The 18,494-nt window shown below is 66.1% G+C and carries 12 protein-coding genes; 11 read left to right on the top strand and 1 reads right to left on the bottom strand.

The features are described 5' to 3' along the window. Positions 1-206 precede the first annotated feature (206 nt). The 8 genes from AC1DIP_RS17905 (at position 207) to AC1DIP_RS17870 (ending at position 7,704) form a co-directional block, all read left to right on the top strand. Positions 207-689 (top strand): CarD family transcriptional regulator, encoded by a 483-nt coding sequence (locus AC1DIP_RS17905; protein ID WP_011690592.1) that lies wholly within the window; start codon positions 207-209, stop codon positions 687-689. Positions 690-796: 107 nt separating this feature from the next. Beyond that, entirely contained in the window at positions 797-1,579 is a 783-nt protein-coding gene (gene ispD, locus AC1DIP_RS17900) for a 2-C-methyl-D-erythritol 4-phosphate cytidylyltransferase (RefSeq protein WP_477734553.1), read from the top strand. Continuing rightward, entirely contained in the window at positions 1,576-2,088 is a 513-nt protein-coding gene (gene ispF, locus AC1DIP_RS17895; protein WP_477734552.1) for a 2-C-methyl-D-erythritol 2,4-cyclodiphosphate synthase, read from the top strand. Before ispD ends, ispF begins: the two co-directional genes overlap by 4 nt. Before the next feature lie 9 nt (positions 2,089-2,097). Continuing rightward, positions 2,098-3,564: a cysteine--tRNA ligase gene (gene cysS / locus AC1DIP_RS17890; RefSeq protein ID WP_477734551.1), complete on the top strand. Its 1,467-nt coding sequence runs from the start codon at positions 2,098-2,100 to the stop codon at positions 3,562-3,564. Between the two features lie 79 nt (positions 3,565-3,643). Continuing rightward, positions 3,644-4,633 (top strand): 23S rRNA (guanosine(2251)-2'-O)-methyltransferase RlmB, encoded by a 990-nt coding sequence (rlmB, locus tag AC1DIP_RS17885; protein WP_477734550.1) that lies wholly within the window; start codon positions 3,644-3,646, stop codon positions 4,631-4,633. A gap of 88 nt (positions 4,634-4,721) precedes the next feature. Continuing rightward, the gene (gene glgX / locus AC1DIP_RS17880; protein WP_477734549.1) at positions 4,722-6,821 is read left to right on the top strand and encodes a glycogen debranching protein GlgX; all 2,100 of its coding nucleotides are present in this window, start codon (positions 4,722-4,724) and stop codon (positions 6,819-6,821) included. 30 nt (positions 6,822-6,851) lie between these two features. Beyond that, entirely contained in the window at positions 6,852-7,340 is a 489-nt protein-coding gene (locus AC1DIP_RS17875) for a guanyl-specific ribonuclease (protein ID WP_477734548.1), read from the top strand. A 7-nt stretch (positions 7,341-7,347) separates the two neighbouring features. Beyond that, positions 7,348-7,704 carry a barstar family protein gene (locus AC1DIP_RS17870; protein ID WP_141158085.1) on the top strand — a complete coding sequence of 119 codons (357 nt, stop codon included), beginning with the start codon at positions 7,348-7,350 and terminating at the stop codon, positions 7,702-7,704. Between the two features lie 75 nt (positions 7,705-7,779). On the opposite strand, the gene glgP is transcribed toward AC1DIP_RS17870, so the two are convergent. Next, entirely contained in the window at positions 7,780-10,398 is a 2,619-nt protein-coding gene (gene glgP, locus AC1DIP_RS17865; RefSeq protein WP_476209329.1) for an alpha-glucan family phosphorylase, read from the bottom strand. Between the two features lie 191 nt (positions 10,399-10,589). Here glgP and AC1DIP_RS17860 point away from each other — a divergent pair, with 191 nt between their 5' ends. The 3 genes from AC1DIP_RS17860 to AC1DIP_RS17850 are packed head-to-tail and all read left to right on the top strand — an operon-like array spanning position 10,590 to position 18,122. Beyond that, positions 10,590-12,632, top strand: a complete 2,043-nt coding sequence (locus AC1DIP_RS17860; RefSeq protein ID WP_477734547.1) for an alpha-1,4-glucan--maltose-1-phosphate maltosyltransferase — start codon at positions 10,590-10,592, stop codon at positions 12,630-12,632. After that, on the top strand, positions 12,629-14,422 hold the full coding sequence (gene treS / locus AC1DIP_RS17855) for a maltose alpha-D-glucosyltransferase (protein ID WP_476209332.1): 1,794 nt from the start codon (positions 12,629-12,631) through the stop codon (positions 14,420-14,422). The genes AC1DIP_RS17860 and treS overlap by 4 nt, the downstream gene beginning before the upstream one ends. Before the next feature lies 1 nt (position 14,423). Next, positions 14,424-18,122 carry a 1,4-alpha-glucan branching enzyme gene (locus AC1DIP_RS17850; RefSeq protein ID WP_477734546.1) on the top strand — a complete coding sequence of 1,233 codons (3,699 nt, stop codon included), beginning with the start codon at positions 14,424-14,426 and terminating at the stop codon, positions 18,120-18,122. The last annotated feature ends 372 nt before the right edge of the window (positions 18,123-18,494 follow it).

The raw sequence follows: 18,494 nt of genomic DNA, 5'->3' as shown, positions 1-18,494 counted from the left end.
GCAAAGAGGGGCAAACGAGGATTCGGCGGTGTCACATCCCCCGTGGGAGCGCTCACCACATGCACTAATCCGCGCATCCGTCAAGAGGGTGGAGGGGGTCGATTGGGCCCTTTTCCCGCGTATTTTCGCGGTTGGGAGCCCTTTCTCCGGCCGGTCATATGCCTGAATCGTGATAAACTGGTCTGCGGGAAAGGGGAAATGTCCACATGGTATTTGAGGTCGGCGAGACAGTAGTTTACCCTCACCACGGTGCTGCGAAGATTGAAGAAATCAAGATGCGCACCATCAAGGGCGAAGAGAAGATGTATCTCAAGCTCAAGGTGGCTCAGGGTGATCTGACCATTGAAGTTCCAGCAGAGAACGTTGACCTCGTTGGGGTCCGGGACGTAGTGGGCAAGGAAGGCCTGGAGCACGTGTTCGATGTGCTTCGTGCCGAGTTCACCGAGGAGCCCACCAACTGGTCACGCAGGTACAAGGCAAATCTGGAGAAGCTTGCTTCCGGTGACGTCATCAAGGTGGCAGAGGTTGTTCGCGACCTGTGGCGCCGGGATCACGACCGGGGCCTTTCCGCAGGCGAGAAGCGAATGCTGGCCAAGGCCCGCCAGATTCTGATTTCAGAATTGGCGCTGGCTGAAAAGACCGACGAGGAGAAGGCAGCAAGCGTTCTCGACGAGGTCCTGGCTTCCTAAGAATTTAGCCCCGGCTGCACGCACGTGCCGCCGGGGCTTTTTTTGGGCCCACCCCCGGTGGTGTCCCGGGCACCCAAGCGATGGTGCGGCGTCGTAGGCTAGTCCGCATGAGTGAATCACCCATGCGCCCGGTCACAGCAGTCATCGTGGTTGCCGCAGGTTCCGGGCAACGCCTTGGCTACGGCATGCCCAAGGCAGCAGTGCCGCTTGGCGGAGAGCCGATCCTGATGCATGCCCTGCGGGGCATTGTTGCTTCCGGCGTGGCCAGCCAGGTATGCGTGGCCTTGCCTCCCGGCGACGAAGGCCTGCGCCGGCTGTGCGATGACTTCCGGGAGGAACTTGCCGACGGCGGACCCCTCCTGACTGTCGTTGACGGCGGATCCACCAGGGCCGAGTCCGTCCGCGCCGGAATCGCAGCGCTGATGGAAGGCATCGAGGCCGTCCTCGTCCACGACGCCGCCCGTGCCCTGACGCCCGAATCCGTTTTCCACCGGGTCTGCGATTCCCTGGTCGCCGGCGCCGCGGCGGTTATTCCGGTGCTCCCGGTCGTGGACACGGTCAAGACAGTGGCGGCTACCTCTGGCGGTGACGCTGCGGTTGCCCCCGAAGTTGTCACGGGGACTGCCCGCCGCGAGGAACTGCGGGCTGTGCAGACACCGCAAGGCTTCACCCTCGGCACGCTGCTGCGGGCGCACCAGGCAGCACAGGAACTGGACCAGCAGCAGGCAGCGGCTGTCACTGACGACGCCATGCTCGTGGAAATGCTGGGCACCGCGGTGCACGCCGTCCGCGGGTCAACGCAGTCCCTAAAGATCACCACGCCCCTTGACCTCATCTTCGCCGAAGGGCTCCTTGAGGGTCCGCTCGGTGCCCGGTGGGTGGAGGGATGAGCCCGGACCCCGTCCTGCCCCGCACCGGCGTGGGTATCGACGTCCACGCCTATGCCCCCGAGGATTCTCCGCGCCCGCTGTGGCTCGGTGGTTTGCTCTGGCCAGGCGAACGCGGCCTCGCCGGGCATTCGGACGGCGACGCTGTGGCCCACGCAGCAGCGGACGCCCTGTTTTCGGCTGCCGGCATCGGCGACCTTGGCACCCACTTCGGGACGGACCGCCCGGAATTTGCCGGTGCGTCCGGTGCCACGCTCCTCGCCGAGGCCGCACGGATCGTCCGGGCCGCCGGATTCGAAATCGGCAACGTCGCCGTGCAGTTTGTTGCCAACCGGCCCAAATTCGGCCCGCGTCGGGAAGAATCGCAAAGGGTCCTGAGCGAGGCGGCAGGCGCACACATTGGCGTCACGGCAACCACCAGTGACGGCCTGGGATTCACCGGGCGCGGCGAGGGAATCTCCGCCGTGGCCACCGCCTTGGTGTACCCGCAGCCCCCTGCACCCATCAGCTAGTCTGGAGCGGTGACCCTGCGCTTCTATGACACCGCCTCCGCTGACGTCCGGAATTTCGTCCCCCTCGTCGAGGGCAAGGTCAGCCTCTACTACTGCGGTGCGACCGTCCAGGGGATGCCGCACGTAGGCCATATCCGTTCCGCCATCGCTTTCGACCAGCTCACCCGCTGGCTGCAGTACCGGGGCCTGCGCGTCACGGTTGTCCGCAACGTGACGGACATCGACGACAAGATCCTCGCCAAGTCCGAAGCCTCCTTTGCGCCGGACTTCAGCCCCGAGCCGGGCGAGGTTGCCCGCGAGGAATGGTGGGCCCTGGCCTACCGCTACGAGCAGGAATTCCTGAAGGCCTATGACGCCCTGGGCGTCTCCCGCCCCACGTACGAGCCCCGCGCCACCGGACACATCCCCGAAATGCATGCCCTGATCCAGCAGCTCATCGACCGCGGCCACGCCTACCCGGCGCTGGACGACTCAGGGGACGTGTACTTCGACGTCCGCTCCTGGGACAACTACGGCGCCCTGACCCGGCAGAACATCGATGATATGCAGGCAGCGCCCGACGCCGATCCCCGCGGCAAGAAGGACCCCCGCGACTTTGCGCTGTGGAAGGGTTCCAAGGAAGGGGAGCCGGCCACCGCCAGCTGGTCCTCGCCCTGGGGTGCCGGGCGGCCGGGCTGGCACCTCGAGTGCTCCGCCATGGTGACCAAGTACCTCGGTGCCGCATTCGACATCCACGGCGGGGGCCTGGACCTCCGATTCCCGCACCACGAAAACGAGATGGCCCAGTCGCAGGCAGCCGGACATCCCTTCGCCAACTTCTGGATGCACAACGGCATGGTGACGTACCAGGGCGAAAAGATGTCCAAGTCCATCGGCAACACCATCAGCCCGGCCGAAATGCTCGAACTCGCCCCACCGCGGGTGGTGCGCTACTACCTCGGCCAGGCGCACTACCGGTCCATCCTTGACTACCGTCCCACGTCCCTGCAGGAGGCAGCGGCGGCCGTGGAACGCATCGACGGATTCCTGGCCAAGGCCGCGGCACGCTTCGGCGGGGACGCGGGCCCCATCGACGGCAGCCACGGTTCCTCATCCGCAAATGTCCAGGCATTCCAGGAGGCCATGGACGACGACCTTAACGTCCCGCGCGCCCTGGCGGCACTGCATGAGACGGTTCGGGCGGGCAACACGGCCCTCGCCGACGGGGACGACGACGGCGCCCGGAGTGCCATGCACGCCGTGGTCCTGATGACCGGCGTCCTGGGACTCAACGCCGTCGCAGGCTCCGAAAAAGCCAGCACGCGTGAGGCCGAAGCGCTCGACGTCCTGGTCGAGGCGCAGCTCTCGGCCCGGGCGGCTGCCCGCGCCGACAAGGACTGGGCGAAGTCGGACGCCATCCGGGACACCCTCAACCAGGCAGGCGTCCTGGTGGAGGACGGCCCGGACGGTGCCACCTGGAGCCTCAAGCGGGACTGAACAGGCCGCTGTCCCCGATTTTTTTCGGGTCAGTAGACTGGTATGCAGATTCAGTCAGCACAATCAAGGGTGGAACAACATGGCCAACAATGGTCGCCGATCGGTTAAAGCGAAGAAGGGCCCAACCGTCGGAACCGGTGGCCATGGCCGCAAGGCCCTCGAGGGCAAGGGACCCACGCCCAAGGCCGAGGACCGTGTGTACCACAAAGCGCACAAGGCCAAGCAGCTCTCTGAACGCTCCGCAGCCAAGCGGGGGACCGGTGCCCGCAGCGCCGGTGCCGCCAAATCCGGCCCCAAGGGTCGCGCCACCGAGGAAGTCGTCACCGGGCGCAACTCCGTGGTCGAGGCGCTCCGCGCCGGCATCCCGGCGAAGGCCCTCCACGTTGCCATCCGCATCGAAATGGACGACCGGGTCAAGGAATCCCTGAAGCTCGCCGCCGAACGCGGCATCCCGCTGCTGGAAACGGGCAAGCCTGAACTTGACCGGATGACGGACGACGCCGTCCACCAGGGCCTGGTCCTTCAGATCCCGCCCTACGAGTACCTGGACGCCTATGAGCTCGCCGAGGAAACCGTGGACAAGTGGAAGAAGGGGCACATCTCCAACGCGCCGCTCTTCGTTGCCCTTGACGGCATTACCGACCCCCGGAACCTGGGTGCAATCATCCGCTCCGTCTCCGCCTTCAGCGGCCACGGCGTCATCGTGCCCGAGCGCCGTTCCGTGGGCGTGACCGCCTCGGCATGGAAGACCAGCGCCGGTGCCGCCGTCCGTGTGCCCGTAGCCCGCGCCTCCAACCTGAACAACGCACTGAAGCAGTTCAAGAACATGGGCATCTATGTCCTGGGGCTCGACGGCGACGGCGATGTTTCGCTGCCTGACCTCACGCTGGCCACCGAACCGGTGTGCATCGTGGTGGGCTCCGAAGGGAAGGGCTTGAGCCGGCTCGTCCGGGAAAACTGCGACCAGATCGTCTCCATCCCCATCGATTCCGCCATGGAGTCCCTGAACGCCTCGATGGCCGTGGGCATCTCGCTGTACGAGGTCTCCCGCCAGCGCTCCGCAGGATAACTTCGCCGCCCGTAACCTGCGTGCGGATTCCCGGCGCCGCAGGGGCGTACGGGCAGGTCAAGTGCCGCTGGCCGCTATTATTTAGGTGATGGTCATGCCGCTTTTCGACACCGCTTCCACCATGGACGCCTCCTCGGCTGTTCCCCTCGGTGTCAGCGTCCCGCGCGCTGACTCCGGCGGTACCCGCCACCACACCGGCGGACGTGCCAACGTTGCCTGCTTCGCCCCCGGCGTCGCCAGCCTGGACATCGCCTACTGCCCTCCCGGCGGCCGGTGGCGCATCCAAACCCTGCCCAACGTGACCAAGGGAGTCCACCACGGCATCGTGGAAGACCTGCCGTACGGATCGCGCTACGGCTTCCGCCCGACGTCGGACGGCCAGCCTCTGCCCCCGGTGCTTCCGGCAAGCAATGGCTCCGCCCGCCAGCCCCTGCTGCTGGACCCGTACGGCCGGGGAGTGGACCAGGGGGACGGCTTCCTCACCAGCGTCCGCACCGCCGCCGACTTCGACTGGGAAGCTGACGAACGGCTGCGCCTTCCCTGGCGCAACACCATCGTCTATGAGGCGCATGTCCGCGGCCAGAGCATGCTCCATCCCGACGTGCCCGAGGCTCTGAGGGGCACCTATGCCGGCCTGGCCCACCCCGCCGTCATAGAGCACCTCACCGGCCTGGGCATTACGTCCGTCCAGCTCCTGCCCGTCCACTTCCACATCGATGAGCCACACCTGCAGGATCTGGGCCTCAGCAACTACTGGGGGTACAACACCGCCGCCTTCTTCGCCCCGCACCCCGGCTACGCCACCCGCGCGGCCCAGGAAGCGGGCCCGCAGGCGGTCCAGGACGAGTTCAAGGCCATGGTGAAGGCACTTCACGCCGCCGGGCTGGAAGTCATCCTCGATGTCGTTTACAACCACACGGCCGAAGGCACGGCGGACGGCCCTGTCCTAAGCTTCCGCGGCCTCGGTGAAGACACGTACTACCGCGTGGACGGCAGCGGCAAGTACATCGACACCACCGGCTGCGGCAACACGCTCAATTTCGGGGACCAGCACGTGGTCCAGCTGGTGACAGACTCCCTCCGCTACTGGGTGGACGAATTCCACATCGACGGCTTCCGGTTCGACCTCGCCGTCACGCTCTGCCGCAACGCCGCCAACGAATTCGACCCCCACCACCCCTTCCTCACGGCCGTCGCCGCCGATCCCGTCCTGGCCGAAGTCAAGCTGATCGCCGAGCCCTGGGATATTGGCTACGGCGGCTGGCAGACCGGCCGGTTCCCGCGCGGGTGGGTGGACTGGAACGACCACTTCCGCGACGCCGTCCGGACGTTCTGGCTGGCCGACCGGGCAGCCATCGATTCCGGCGGGCACGGCGGCACGATGGCAAAGCTCGCCGATGCCCTGTCCGGTTCCGCGGGCCTTTTCCAGGCCTCGGGCCGTTCGCGCCTGGCGTCGGTCAACTTCGTCACCGCCCATGACGGCTTCACCATGAATGACCTCGTGTCCTTCGACCGGAAGCACAACGAGGCCAACGGCGAAGAAAACAGGGACGGCCACGGGGACAACCGCAGCTACAACCACGGCGTTGAGGGCCCCACCGAGAACAGCGCAATCCTGGCTCAGCGCGCCCAGTCGCGGCGCAACCTGATGGTGTCGCTGATGGTCTCGCTCGGCGTCCCGATGATCACTGCCGGGGACGAGCTGGCACGGACCCAGCACGGCAACAACAACGCCTACTGCCAGGACAACGCCATTACCTGGCTCGACTGGACGCTGACGCCGGAGGCACACGAGATGCTGCGGAGCACCAAACGGTACATCCGGCTGCGCAAGGAGTTCCTGGCCGCCCAGCCCCACGACTTCCCGATCCGCGACGAACAGTCCTACCTCTACTGGTTCGACCAGCACGGCCACCCGATGTCCGCCGAGCGCTGGAATGATCCGCAGCACCGCGTCCTGCAACTCCTGCTCCGCGACGACGGCGGCGACCTTGCCGGGCTGGTGGTGGTCAACGGGGGTGCCCATGACGTCGAGGTCACCCTGCCGGATGCCGGGAAGCCGGCTCCGAGCCTGTTCGAGCTGCGGCTCACCACCTCGCCCCGCCACAAGGAGCGGCAGGGCATCCAGGTGGCAGCGGGGGAGATCGACCTTGCTGAGGCCAACTCCATCAGCATCTACCGCACGTAGACTCTCCATCCACCCGTCAGGCAGACCCGCATGCGCAACCGCTCCATTCTCCCGCTGATCCTTACCACCCTGGTGGTGCTGGCCGTGGTGGCGTTCGGCGGCGCCGGGCTGCTGGGCCAACAGACGGACGGCACGACGCCGGGAGCCGCCTCCAGCGCTGCGGGCACCCAGCGCGGGACGGCCACATCCCCGGCGGCGAAGCAGCCGGGGCCCCACCGCGGAGCCAACCCATCGAGCCTGCCGGAGATCCGGGAATCCGCGCTGCCCGTGGAGGGCCGCCGGGTGCTGGCGCTGATCCGGGCGGGCGGCCCGTTCCAGTACGGCCAGGATGACCAGGTGTTCGGCAACTTCGAACGGGTCCTCCCCACCCGGGACCGCGGGTATTACCGCGAGTACACCGTTCCCACGCCCGGTGAACCGGACCGGGGTGCCCGGCGCATCGTGGCCGGCAACGACGGCGAGAAGTATTACACCGGGGACCACTACGCAACGTTCAAGTACATAGCGGAAGGCAGCTAGCACAACCATGAGAATCTTCTCCGGCGACACCTGGACCCTCGAAGAGCTGCAGGAACAGGTCGCCGACGCCGGGCGCCGCAGCGTGGTGGTCCCTCCGGCGGACAGTAAACGCACCGTCCTGGAGACTTTTGGCGAGGTGCTGGACTTTCCCGAGCATTACGGCGTGAACCTCGACGCGCTGAACGACTCGCTCCATGACTTCGCGGACAGCATCAGCGGGAACGGCAACCCTCCCGTCACGCTGCTGTGGCAGGTGGCGGCGCCGTTCCGCGCTGACCGGTCTTTCGGGATCATCTGCGAGATCCTGCAGGACGCAGAACGTTACGCGGGCAAGGACCTGGCCGTCACCGCGGTGCTTCTTTAAGTGACCGCGGTGCTTCCTTAAACGGACCGGCAGGCCTGCCAGGAAGCAGGCCTGCCGGTCCTTGTCCGCAATGGGCTAAGCGTTCACGATCAGCCCGAGTTCGGCCTTCGAGGCCAGAGCGTCATGCCGGGGCAGGACGCGGACCGTGTAACCGAACGGCCCGGAGCGGTCGATCACCAGGGAGCTGCTGAACAGGTGGCGCCCGTTGCCCAGGTCCTCCTTCACCTGGAGCTCCATCATGGTGATGTCGGCCAGGGTGTCGTTCTCCTCAGCCCGGCCATAGGCCACCTCGACGCAGACGTCCTCCGGGGTGAGGGCGTTCAGGGCCACGTAGGCGTTGACCTGGAGCGTGTCGCCGATCTGCGGGTCCTCGGACACGCCCACCGAATCCACGTGCTCAACATGGACCTGCGGCCAGGCGCCGCGCACCTTGGCCGACCATGAAGCCAACGCGCGGGCCTGGGCGTACGAGTTGGCGGTGGCGCTGCGGCCCGCTTCCGCTGCCGGGCGGTAGAGGATGTTCACGTAGTCGCGGAGCATGCGCTCAGCGGAGACCGCCGGACCCAGGTGCGAGAGGGTGTGCTTGATCATGGACACCCAGTGGGTTGGCACCTTCTCCCTCGGTGTCGTCGAGGGGCCGGCAGCGCCTGCAGCCTCGGACACCGTGCTGCCGTAGAAGCGTGGTGCCACCTGTGTTTCCAGCAGCTCATACAGCGCCGCCGCTTCGATGTCGTCCCGCTCCTCGGGGGAAGCGTCGTTGTTGGCCGTGGGAATCGCCCAGCCGTTCTCGCCGTCGTACATCTCATCCCACCAGCCGTCCAGGACGGAAAGGTTCAGCGAGCCGTTCAGGGCCGCCTTCATGCCCGACGTGCCGCAGGCCTCCAGCGGACGCAGCGGGTTGTTCAGCCAGACGTCGCAGCCCGGAAATAGGGTCCTGGCCATGGCGATGTCGTAGTTGGGCAGAAACGCGATGCGGTGCCGTACCTCGGGGTCATCCGTGAACCGCACCAGGTCCTGGATCATTTTCTTCCCGGCGTCATCGGCAGGATGCGACTTGCCGGCGATCACCAGCTGGATCGGGTGGTCCTTGTGCAGGAGCAGCGCCTTCAACCGCGCCGGTTCGCGCAGCATCAGGGTCAGCCGCTTGTAGGTGGGCACGCGGCGGGCGAAGCCGATGGTGAGGATGTCCGGGTCCAGGACGTTGTCCGTCCAGCCCAGCTCTGCGTCGGCCGCGCCGCGCTTCTTCCAGGCCGCCCGCAGCCTGCGGCGGACGTCCTCCACCAGGGCAGCGCGCATCTCGCGTCGCAGCGCCCAGACGTCGGCATCGCTGACGTTGTAGGCCAGGTCCCACTTGCCCAGCGCTTCGGCCTCGCTGCCAAACTGGTCGCGGGCGAGCTTGGAGATGCGGCTGTCCACCCAGGTGGGCACGTGCACGCCGTTGGTGACCGAGGTGATGGGCACCTCGGAGTGGTCGAATCCCGGCCAGAGGGCGGAGAACATGCCACGGGACACCTCGCCGTGGAGCTTGGCTACGCCGTTGGCGCGCTGGGCCAGGCGCAGGCCCATGACCGCCATGTTGAAGACGGCAGGGTTACCGTCCGCGTAGTTCTCCCGTCCCAATTCCAGGACGCGGTCCACGGGCACGTCCGGAGCCAGTCCGGCCTGGAAGAAATGGCTGATCTGGTTGATCTCGAACCTGTCGATGCCGGCCGGGACCGGGGTGTGGGTGGTAAACACGGTGGAGGCGCGGCCCGCGGCGAGGGCTTCGTCGAAAGTCAGGGCCTCTTCCCCGGACATCAGTTCCTGGATGCGTTCGATCCCCAGGAACCCCGCGTGCCCTTCGTTGGTGTGGAACACCTCCGGCGCGGCGCTGCCCGTCAGCTTCTGGAAGGCGCGCAGGGCCTTGACCCCGCCCATTCCCAGCAGGAGCTCCTGCTGCAGCCGGTGGTCGCCGCCGCCGCCGTACAACCGGTCGGTGATGCTGCGGGCGGCGTCGTCATTGCCCGGAACGTTGGAGTCCAGGAGGAGCAGGGGAACACGGCCGACGTCGGCCCGCCAGATATGTGCCAGGAGCCGGCGCCCGTTGGGAAGGGGCAGGGACACCTCCAGGGCCTTGCCGTTGCCGTCGGGAGAAGGTTCCCGGAGCAGCGTCAGCGGCAGGCCGTCCGGATCCAGGACAGGGTAGGTTTCCTGCTGCCATGCATCGCGGGACAGTGACTGCTTGAAGTAGCCCGCCTGGTACAGCAGGCCCACCCCGATTAGGGGGACGCCGAGGTCCGAGGCTGCCTTCAGGTGGTCGCCGGCGAGGATACCCAGGCCGCCCGAGTATTGGGGGAGGACCTCGGTGATGCCGAACTCGGGAGAGAAGTAGGCGATGGAGGCGGGTGCATCCGGGCCCAGGCCCTGGTACCAGCGCGGTTCCTGGAGGTACCGGTCAAGGTCCTGCTCGGCGGCGCGAACCCTCTCCACCACGGACTGGTTTGCGGCGAGCTGCTGGAATTCCTCGCGGCTGACCATGCCCAGGAATCCGATGGGGTCCTGCCCGCTCTCCTCCCAGAGGCGCGGGTTCAGCCCTGCGAAAAGTTCCCGGGTGGGGCGGTGCCAGGACCACCGCAAATTGCTGGCCAGCCTGGCCAGGGGCCGAATGGGTTCGGGGAGGACTGTACGGACCGTAAACCTGCGGATTGCCTTCACCTGCGTCACACTAACCGACAACATGCGCGGCTGGAACCAGCTTTGGGTTTCTTTTGGGTAAATGACAGGGGCATGAAGAAATTCGGCCGCGGCACACCGTTTTTAGTGAGCAGGCTTAGCAATCCCGGGCATTTCTCGCTAACGTCGAGCCTGTGACGACTAACTCAGGAACCAGTGCAGCATCCACCAAAATGCCCCAGCGCAGTATCACCGAGGACCTGCGGTTCGGGCGTTTTCCGATTACCGCAGTACAACCCGTCGTCGAGGGCGGCAAATTCCCGGCCAAGGCCCTGCCCGGCGAAGCCATCGTGGTGGGCGCCACCTGCTTCCGCGAAGGGCATGACCAGCTCGGCGTCAGTGCCGTGCTCCTTGACCCTTCCGGTGCCGAGCGCCAGCGCGTGCGCCTTGCCCCGCCCCGCGGGGAACGGGGCATGGGTACTGACCGCTGGGAAGGCGTGCTCACGCCGTCGGAAGCGGGGAACTGGTCCTTTGCCATCGAAGCCTGGCACGACCGCTACGGCACCTGGCACCATAACGCCGAGGTGAAGATCGGCGCCGGGATCGACGTCGACCTCATGCTCGCCGAAGGTGCCAAACTGCTGGGCGAAGCGTCCGCGGAGGACTTCCGGGACGACGTGGACCGGGCTGCCCTGCGGCACGCCTCGGAGGCCCTGGGTGACCAGTCCCGCAGCACGGAGGAACGGCTTGGTGCCGGGTTCAGCCAGGAAATCGCTGACATCGTTGCCCGCCAGCCCATCCGGGAACTCGTCACCGTCTCCGAGAAGTACCCCCTGCTGGTGGAGCGGGACCGGGCCGGGCGGGGCGCCTGGTACGAGTTCTTCCCCCGGTCCGAAGGCGCCGTCAAGGACCACAACACCGGCGCCTGGACCTCAGGCAACTTCCGGACCGCGGCCCAGCGGCTGGACGCCGTCGCCGCCATGGGGTTCGACGTCCTCTACATGCCGCCGATCCACCCCATCGGCGTGCAGTTCCGGAAGGGGCCCAACAACACGCTTGTTGCCGGCCCCCACGATCCCGGTTCACCGTGGGCCATCGGAGCCAAGGAAGGCGGCCACGACGCCATCCACCCCGACCTCGGATCCTTCGAGGACTTCGATGCCTTCGTGGCACGTGCCAACGAGCTGGGACTGGAAGTAGCACTGGACCTGGCGCTCCAGGCTGCCCCGGACCACCCCTGGGTGCAGTCCCATCCGGAATGGTTCACCACCAGGGTCGACGGCAGCATTGCCTACGCGGAAAACCCGCCCAAGAAGTACCAGGACATTTACCCGCTCAATTTCGATAACGATCCCGAAGGCCTTTCCCGCGAAATCCTGCGGATTGTGCTGCTGTGGGTCAGCCACGGCGTCAAGATATTCCGGGTCGACAACCCGCACACCAAGCCCGTGTGGTTCTGGGAATGGCTCATTGCTGAAGTGGACAAAGCGGTGCCAGGCGTCGTGTTCCTTGCCGAGGCCTTTACCCGCCCCGCGATGATGCACGCGCTGGGCAGGGCAGGCTTCCAGCAGTCGTACACCTACTTCACGTGGCGGAACACCAAGAAGGAAATCGAGACCTACTTCGAGGAAGTAAGCCACGAGTCCCCGGCGTTCTTCCGCCCGAATTTCTTTGTCAACACCCCGGACATCCTCACGGAATACCTGCAGTACGGCGGCCCGGCCGCGTTCCGCATCAGGGCGGTGTTGGCCTCCACGGGCAGCCCGCTCTGGGGTGTGTACGCCGGCTACGAACTGTACGAGCACGTGGCCCGCCCCGGTGCCGAGGAATATATCGACAACGAGAAGTTCGAGTACAAGGCACGCGACTGGGACGCGGCCGCAGAGTCCGGACGCTCGCTGGCGCCGTACATCACGCGGCTGAACCACATCCGGCGGGACCACCCCGCGCTGCTGGACCTGCAGAACCTGACGGTCCACAACAGCACCGACGACTCAACCGTGGTCTACTCCAAGCACAAGACCCTTCCCGACGGATCCAAGGACACCATCATCGTGGTGGTCAACGTGGACCCGCACGTGACCAAGGAATGCAGCGTGGCCCTGGACCTGGCAGCCTTGGAACTGGACCCGCAGGACATCACGCCCGGCGGCGGCTTCTACGTGGACGACCTCCTCTCCGGCCAAAGCTGGGAGTGGGGCGAGTTCAACTACGTGCGGCTTGATCCGCACGTGGAGCCCGCCCACATCCTGAGCGTGAGGAGAACGCATCAGTGACCTTCAATCCGCAAGGTTCCGGCCACTTCACCCCTAAGAGCACCTTCGAGCTAAATGCGCCTGGCCTCCAGCATGACCCTCTGTGGTACCGCAAGGCAGTGTTCTATGAAGTGCTTGTCAGGGCCTTTTCGGATGCCAACGGCGATGGGTCCGGGGATTTCTCCGGACTCATCGACCGGCTGGACTACCTGCAGTGGCTCGGCGTTGACTGCCTCTGGCTGCCCCCGTTTTTCCAGTCTCCGCTGCGTGACGGCGGTTATGACATCTCCGACTACAACTCGGTCCTGGACGAGTTCGGCACCATCAGCGACTTCAAAAGGCTGGTGGCGGAAGCACATGCCCGCGGCGTCCGGGTGATCATCGACCTTCCACTGAACCACACCTCCGACCAGCACCCCTGGTTCCAGGAGTCCCGGAAGGACCCGGATGGACCGTTCGGGGACTTCTACGTCTGGAGCGACACCGACGAAAAATACCAGGATGCCCGCATCATCTTCGTCGACACGGAGGAATCGAACTGGACGTTCGATCCCATCCGCCGCCAGTTCTTCTGGCACCGGTTCTTCAGCCACCAGCCGGACCTGAACTTCGAAAACCCCAAGGTGATCGACGCCGTCTTCGATGTGGTCCGGTTCTGGCTGGACCAGGGAATCGACGGTTTCCGGGCGGATGCCATCCCGTACCTTTTCGAGGAGGAGGGGACCAACTGCGAAAACCTGCCGGCCACCCACGAGTTCCTCCGCCGCCTCCGGGAAATGGTGGATGAAAGCTACCCCGGGCGTGTGATCATCGCCGAAGCGAACCAGCCGCCCACTGAAGTGGTGGAGTACTTCGGCACCGTTGAGGAACCCGAATGCCACATGGCGTTCCACTTTCCCATCATGCCCCGCCTCTACTACGCGCTGCGCGACCAAAAGGCCGCACCCATCATCGAGACCATGCGCGACACCCCGGACATTCCCGAGGGCGCACAGTGGGGCACCTTCCTCCGCAACCACGATGAACTGACCCTGGAGATGGTCACCGCCGACGAGCGCGCCGCCATGCTGGGCTGGTACGCGCCGGACCCGCGCATGCGGGCCAACATCGGCATCCGCCGCCGGCTGGCGCCCCTGCTCGACAACTCCCGGGCCGAGATCGAGCTGATCAACGCGCTCCTGCTCTCGCTGCCGGGCAGCCCTTTCCTCTACTACGGCGACGAGATCGGCATGGGGGACAACATCTGGCTCGAGGACCGCGACGCAGTCCGTACGCCCATGCAGTGGAACCCCGACCGGAACGCAGGCTTCTCCCATGCGGACCCCGGCAAGCTGTACCTCCCGCCCATCCAGTCCCTGGTGTACAACTACGCCATGGCCAACGTGGAGGCTGAGGCGGCGCACTCCGGCTCCCTGCTGCGCTGGACCCGGCAGATCCTGAGCGTCCGCAAGAACCACCCGGCGTTCGGGCTGGGCGGCTTCAAGCACGTGGAAGCAGACCACGACGCCGTCCTGGCCTACCTGCGCGAGCTCCCGGACAACAACCCCGCAGGGGCCGACGCCGAGACCATCCTGTGCGCCTTCAACCTGTCCCAGCACCCGGTCGCTGCCACGCTGCGGATTCCCGAGTACGCCGGCAGGGGCCTCCGCGATGTGTTTGGCGGCCAGGTCTTTCCCGGTATCGGCGACGACGGCACCCTCACCCTGACCATCGGAAGCCACGATTTCTTCTGGCTCCGGATGCGGTCGGCGGGGTCAAGTCCCTCGTCGCCCTACACCCAGGCCATGCCCATCCTGTCGATAGAGAACTGAGATGAACCAGCCAATCCTCACTCCCGCCCTCACCGCGCTGCTCAAGGAATGGCTGCCGCAGCAGCGTTGGTTCCCCGTCAAAACCCCCGATTTCGCCATCTCCCAAGCGGGCAGCCTGGGCCTGGCGGACGCCAGCGGGCACGCGGCCCTGGCCGTGTTCCTCCTCAACGTCACCACCCAGGCGCCCGACGGCGGCCAGCGCACCTCCGTGGTGCAGGTTCCCTTGAGCTTCCGGCCGGCACCGGCCGGGGGCATGGAGCGGGCACTGGTAGGTGAAGCAGCCGGAATGGATCCCACCCGCCCGTGGGTCTACGACGCCGTCCACGACCCCGACTTCGTGGGGGCCTGGCTGGAGCTCATCCGGCAGGAAGGGAAAGCGGACAGCGGCACCGCGACCGGTTTCCGCGTGCAAGGTTCCTACCGCCTGCCCACGGCGAAGGGCGTCGTGAAGGTTCTCTCCGGCGAGCAGTCCAACAGTTCCGTCATCGTGGACGACGGCGAGTCGGCGGCGATGGTGAAATTCTTCCGGGTCCTTTCGGATGGAACCAACCCGGAAATCGAAGTGGGCGCCGCCCTGACCAAGGCCGGGACCTCCGAAGTCCCTGCCACCCTCGGCTGGGTCAGGGGGGAGTGGCTGGCGAACGGCAACCACGCCTCCAGCGGCACCGGCCAGGGAACCCGGTACGTCCAGGGCGAGCTCGCGGTGGCCCACGAATTCCTCGCCGGGGGCCGCGATGCCTGGCGGCTGGCCGTCGACGCTGCCCGCTCCGGCACTGATTTCACCGCGGAGGCCAAGGCCCTTGGCGCGGCAACGGCCACCGTGCACAAGCGCCTGGCAGAGGCCCTGGGGCAGTCAACCGGGCCGGGGGCCGGAAAGGGGGCAGGACCGGCTGTTGCACAGCGTGTCCGGACCGCCTGGGCCGAAGCGCGTGCCGCCGTCGGACCTTACGACGATGCCCTGGACGCCCTGCTGGCGAACCTGGACAAGACCCCCACCGGGCCACTGCAGCGCATCCACGGCGACCTCCACCTGGGCCAGATCCTGCAGGTCACCGGCCAGTCGGGGGACGGGTCCCGCTGGGCAATCCTTGACTTCGAAGGCGAACCCCTCCGGCCCATCGCCGAGCGCAACGTTCCGGATGTGCCGCTGCGCGACGTCGTAGGGATGCTGCGGTCGTTCGACTACGCCGCGGGGGCAGCCCAACGCGAGCAGGAAGGTGCACAGGTGCCGGACAGCTGGGTTGACGACTGCGCCGACGCCTTCCTCGCCGGGTACGCCGCCGTCATTCCCGGAACGGTGGACCGGACCTCACCGCTGTTTGTGGCATTGTGGCTGGACAAGGCACTGTACGAAGTTGTTTATGAAATGCGTAACAGGCCCGACTGGGTGGCGATTCCAGTAAACGCCTCCAGGCGGATCCTGGGCAGTAACGGTGCCGGCGACTCCGCCGGCGCAGCATCGGAAGGTAACGAAATGACAGGCTCAGCACGAACTGACCGCCCGGGGGTGCCCCTGCCCGTGGATGAAGGCACCCTGGGCAGGATCGCGAACGGCGAACACCACGCCCCCCACTCCGTCCTGGGCGCGCACCTGGACGACTTTGGGCATGTCACCATCCGGACCGTGAAGCACCTGGCCGAGGCAGTCACCGTGGTCACGCAGGCCGGCGAAATTCCCATGGAACACGAGGCCCACGGTGTATGGGTTGCGCTCCTGGAACCACTGGAACAGGGGCATGTTCCCGACTACCGGCTCTCGGTCACCTACCCGGGCAAGGACCCCGTGACCGTCGATGAGTCCTACCGCTACCTGCCCACGGTGGGCGAAGTGGACCTGCACCTCATCGGCGAAGGCCGGCACGAAAAACTGTGGCAGGTGCTTGGCGCCCATGTCCGGCACTACAAGTCCGGGCTGGGGGATGTCAACGGTGTCTCCTTCGCCGTATGGGCCCCCAACGCGCAGGCCGTCCGCGTCAAGGGCGACTTCAACGCCTGGGACGGACGCGAGCACTCGATGCGCTCCCTGGGTTCCTCCGGCGTCTGGGAAGTGTTCATCCCCGGCGTCGCGGCGGGGGCCTGCTACAAGTACGAAATCCTGACGCGGGGCGGCTACTGGGTTGAAAAGGCCGATCCGCTCGCCTTCGGCACCGAGGTCCCGCCCCTGACCGCCTCCAGGGTGGTGGAACCGTCCTACGCCTTCAAGGACGACGAATGGATGGAGGCACGGGCCAAGCGTGACCCCCACAACTCCGCCATGAGCGTCTACGAGGTCCACCTCGGGTCCTGGCGCCTGGGCCTTGGCTACCGCGAACTCGCCCAGGACCTGGTGGAGTACGTCAAGTGGCTCGGTTTCACGCATGTGGAGTTCATGCCGGTCGCAGAGCACCCGTTCGGCGGTTCCTGGGGTTACCAGGTCACGTCCTACTTCGCGCCCACCTCCCGGTTCGGACACCCCGATGAGTTCCGCTACCTGGTGGACGCCCTCCACCAGGCCGGGATCGGCGTCCTGCTGGACTGGGTTCCCGCGCACTTCCCGAAGGACGCCTGGGCGCTGGCAAAGTTCGACGGCGAGGCCCTCTACGAGCACTCCGACCCGGCGCTTGGCGAACACCCGGACTGGGGCACCTTGATCTTCGACTTCGGCCGCACCGAGGTCCGCAACTTCCTGGTGGCCAACGCGCTCTACTGGCTGGAGGAGTTCCACATCGACGGCCTGCGCGTGGACGCGGTAGCTTCCATGCTCTACCTCGACTACTCACGCCAGGAGGGCCAGTGGCGGCCCAACCGCTTCGGCGGCAGGGAGAACCTTGAGGCCATCTCCTTCCTGCAGGAAGTCAACGCCACGGTCTACAAGACCCACCCGGGCGCCGTCATGATCGCCGAGGAATCCACGGCCTTCCCCGGGGTCACCGCCCCCACCAGCCACGGCGGCCTGGGCTTCGGCCTGAAGTGGAATATGGGCTGGATGCACGATTCACTCAAGTACATCTCCGAGGACCCCTACAACCGCAGGTGGCACCACGGGACGGTGACGTTCTCCCTGGTGTACGCGTTCACGGAGAACTTCCTGCTGCCCATCAGCCATGACGAGGTTGTCCACGGCAAGGGCTCCATGCTCCGCAAGATGCCCGGTGACCGCTGGCAACAGCTGGCGAACCTCCGCGCCTTCTTTGCTTACCAGTGGGCGCATCCGGGTAAGCAGCTCATCTTCATGGGCACCGAGTTCGGCCAGGAAGCGGAGTGGTCCGAGCAGCACGGCCTTGACTGGTGGCTTGCAGACATCCCGGCCCACCGGGGTCTGCAGCTGCTGACCAAGGACCTCAACGAGCTCTACGCATCCACCCCCGCCCTGTACACCCAAGACAACGTTCCGGCCGGCTTCCAGTGGATCAACGGGGGAGACTCGGACCGCAACGTCCTGTCCTTCATCAGGTGGGACGCCGACGGTAACCCGCTGGTTTGTGCGATCAACTTCTCCGGCGCACCGCATGTCGGCTACACGCTTGGGGTTCCGACGGCCGGGGCCTGGACAGAGGTGCTCAACACGGACCACAGCACCTACGGCGGATCCGGCGTGCTGAACGAGGGGGAGCTCAAGGCAACAGACGACGGACAGGATGGCCAGCCGGTCACCCTGACCGTTACGCTTCCCCCGCTGGGTGCGGCGTACTTCAAGCCGGGAACATCAACGGCTGGCTGATCCGTCCGGCCGGTGAACTACGAAAGGCCCGAAATCCGCGTGATTCCGGGCCTTTCGGCTGCCTGTGGCGACCCCAAATGGGGCCGACTGGCGAAGCGGGAAGAGTGGTGGTACAGTTTATTTCCGCGCTGCTCCACGGAGTCAGACGGAAAACCGATCCCCCAAGCATTCGCTTTGGATGGTCGCGGACGCCGGTTTGACACGCGGAACGTCAGCGGGTAACTTTGAAAAGTTGCTCCGGAGCGATCCTGAACGTTGGTTTGGGTGGTGCCGGGTGTGTCTGTTGTTTGAGAACTCAATAGTGTGCCAAGTTTGTTGATACCGATTATGTATGTAATTGGTTGATTGTGCCGAATCGTGCCGCCCCTGTGG

Source organism: Pseudarthrobacter sp. 05T312 (genome assembly GCF_056396685.1).
Note: the sequence above shows the minus strand (reverse complement) of the source record. Positions and strands in the feature narration are given on the sequence as shown.

Excerpts from the sequence above, each read along its gene's own strand:
- AC1DIP_RS17905 (WP_011690592.1), top strand. The coding sequence starts at position 207 with ATGGTATTTGAGGTCGGCGAGACAGTAGTTTACCCTCACCACGGTGCT.
- ispD (WP_477734553.1), top strand. The coding sequence starts at position 797 with ATGAGTGAATCACCCATGCGCCCGGTCACAGCAGTCATCGTGGTTGCC.
- ispF (WP_477734552.1), top strand. The coding sequence starts at position 1,576 with ATGAGCCCGGACCCCGTCCTGCCCCGCACCGGCGTGGGTATCGACGTC.
- rlmB (WP_477734550.1), top strand. The coding sequence starts at position 3,644 with ATGGCCAACAATGGTCGCCGATCGGTTAAAGCGAAGAAGGGCCCAACC.
- glgX (WP_477734549.1), top strand. The coding sequence starts at position 4,722 with ATGGTCATGCCGCTTTTCGACACCGCTTCCACCATGGACGCCTCCTCG.
- AC1DIP_RS17875 (WP_477734548.1), top strand. The coding sequence starts at position 6,852 with ATGCGCAACCGCTCCATTCTCCCGCTGATCCTTACCACCCTGGTGGTG.
- AC1DIP_RS17870 (WP_141158085.1), top strand. The coding sequence starts at position 7,348 with ATGAGAATCTTCTCCGGCGACACCTGGACCCTCGAAGAGCTGCAGGAA.
- AC1DIP_RS17860 (WP_477734547.1), top strand. The coding sequence starts at position 10,590 with ATGCCCCAGCGCAGTATCACCGAGGACCTGCGGTTCGGGCGTTTTCCG.
- AC1DIP_RS17850 (WP_477734546.1), top strand. The coding sequence starts at position 14,424 with ATGAACCAGCCAATCCTCACTCCCGCCCTCACCGCGCTGCTCAAGGAA.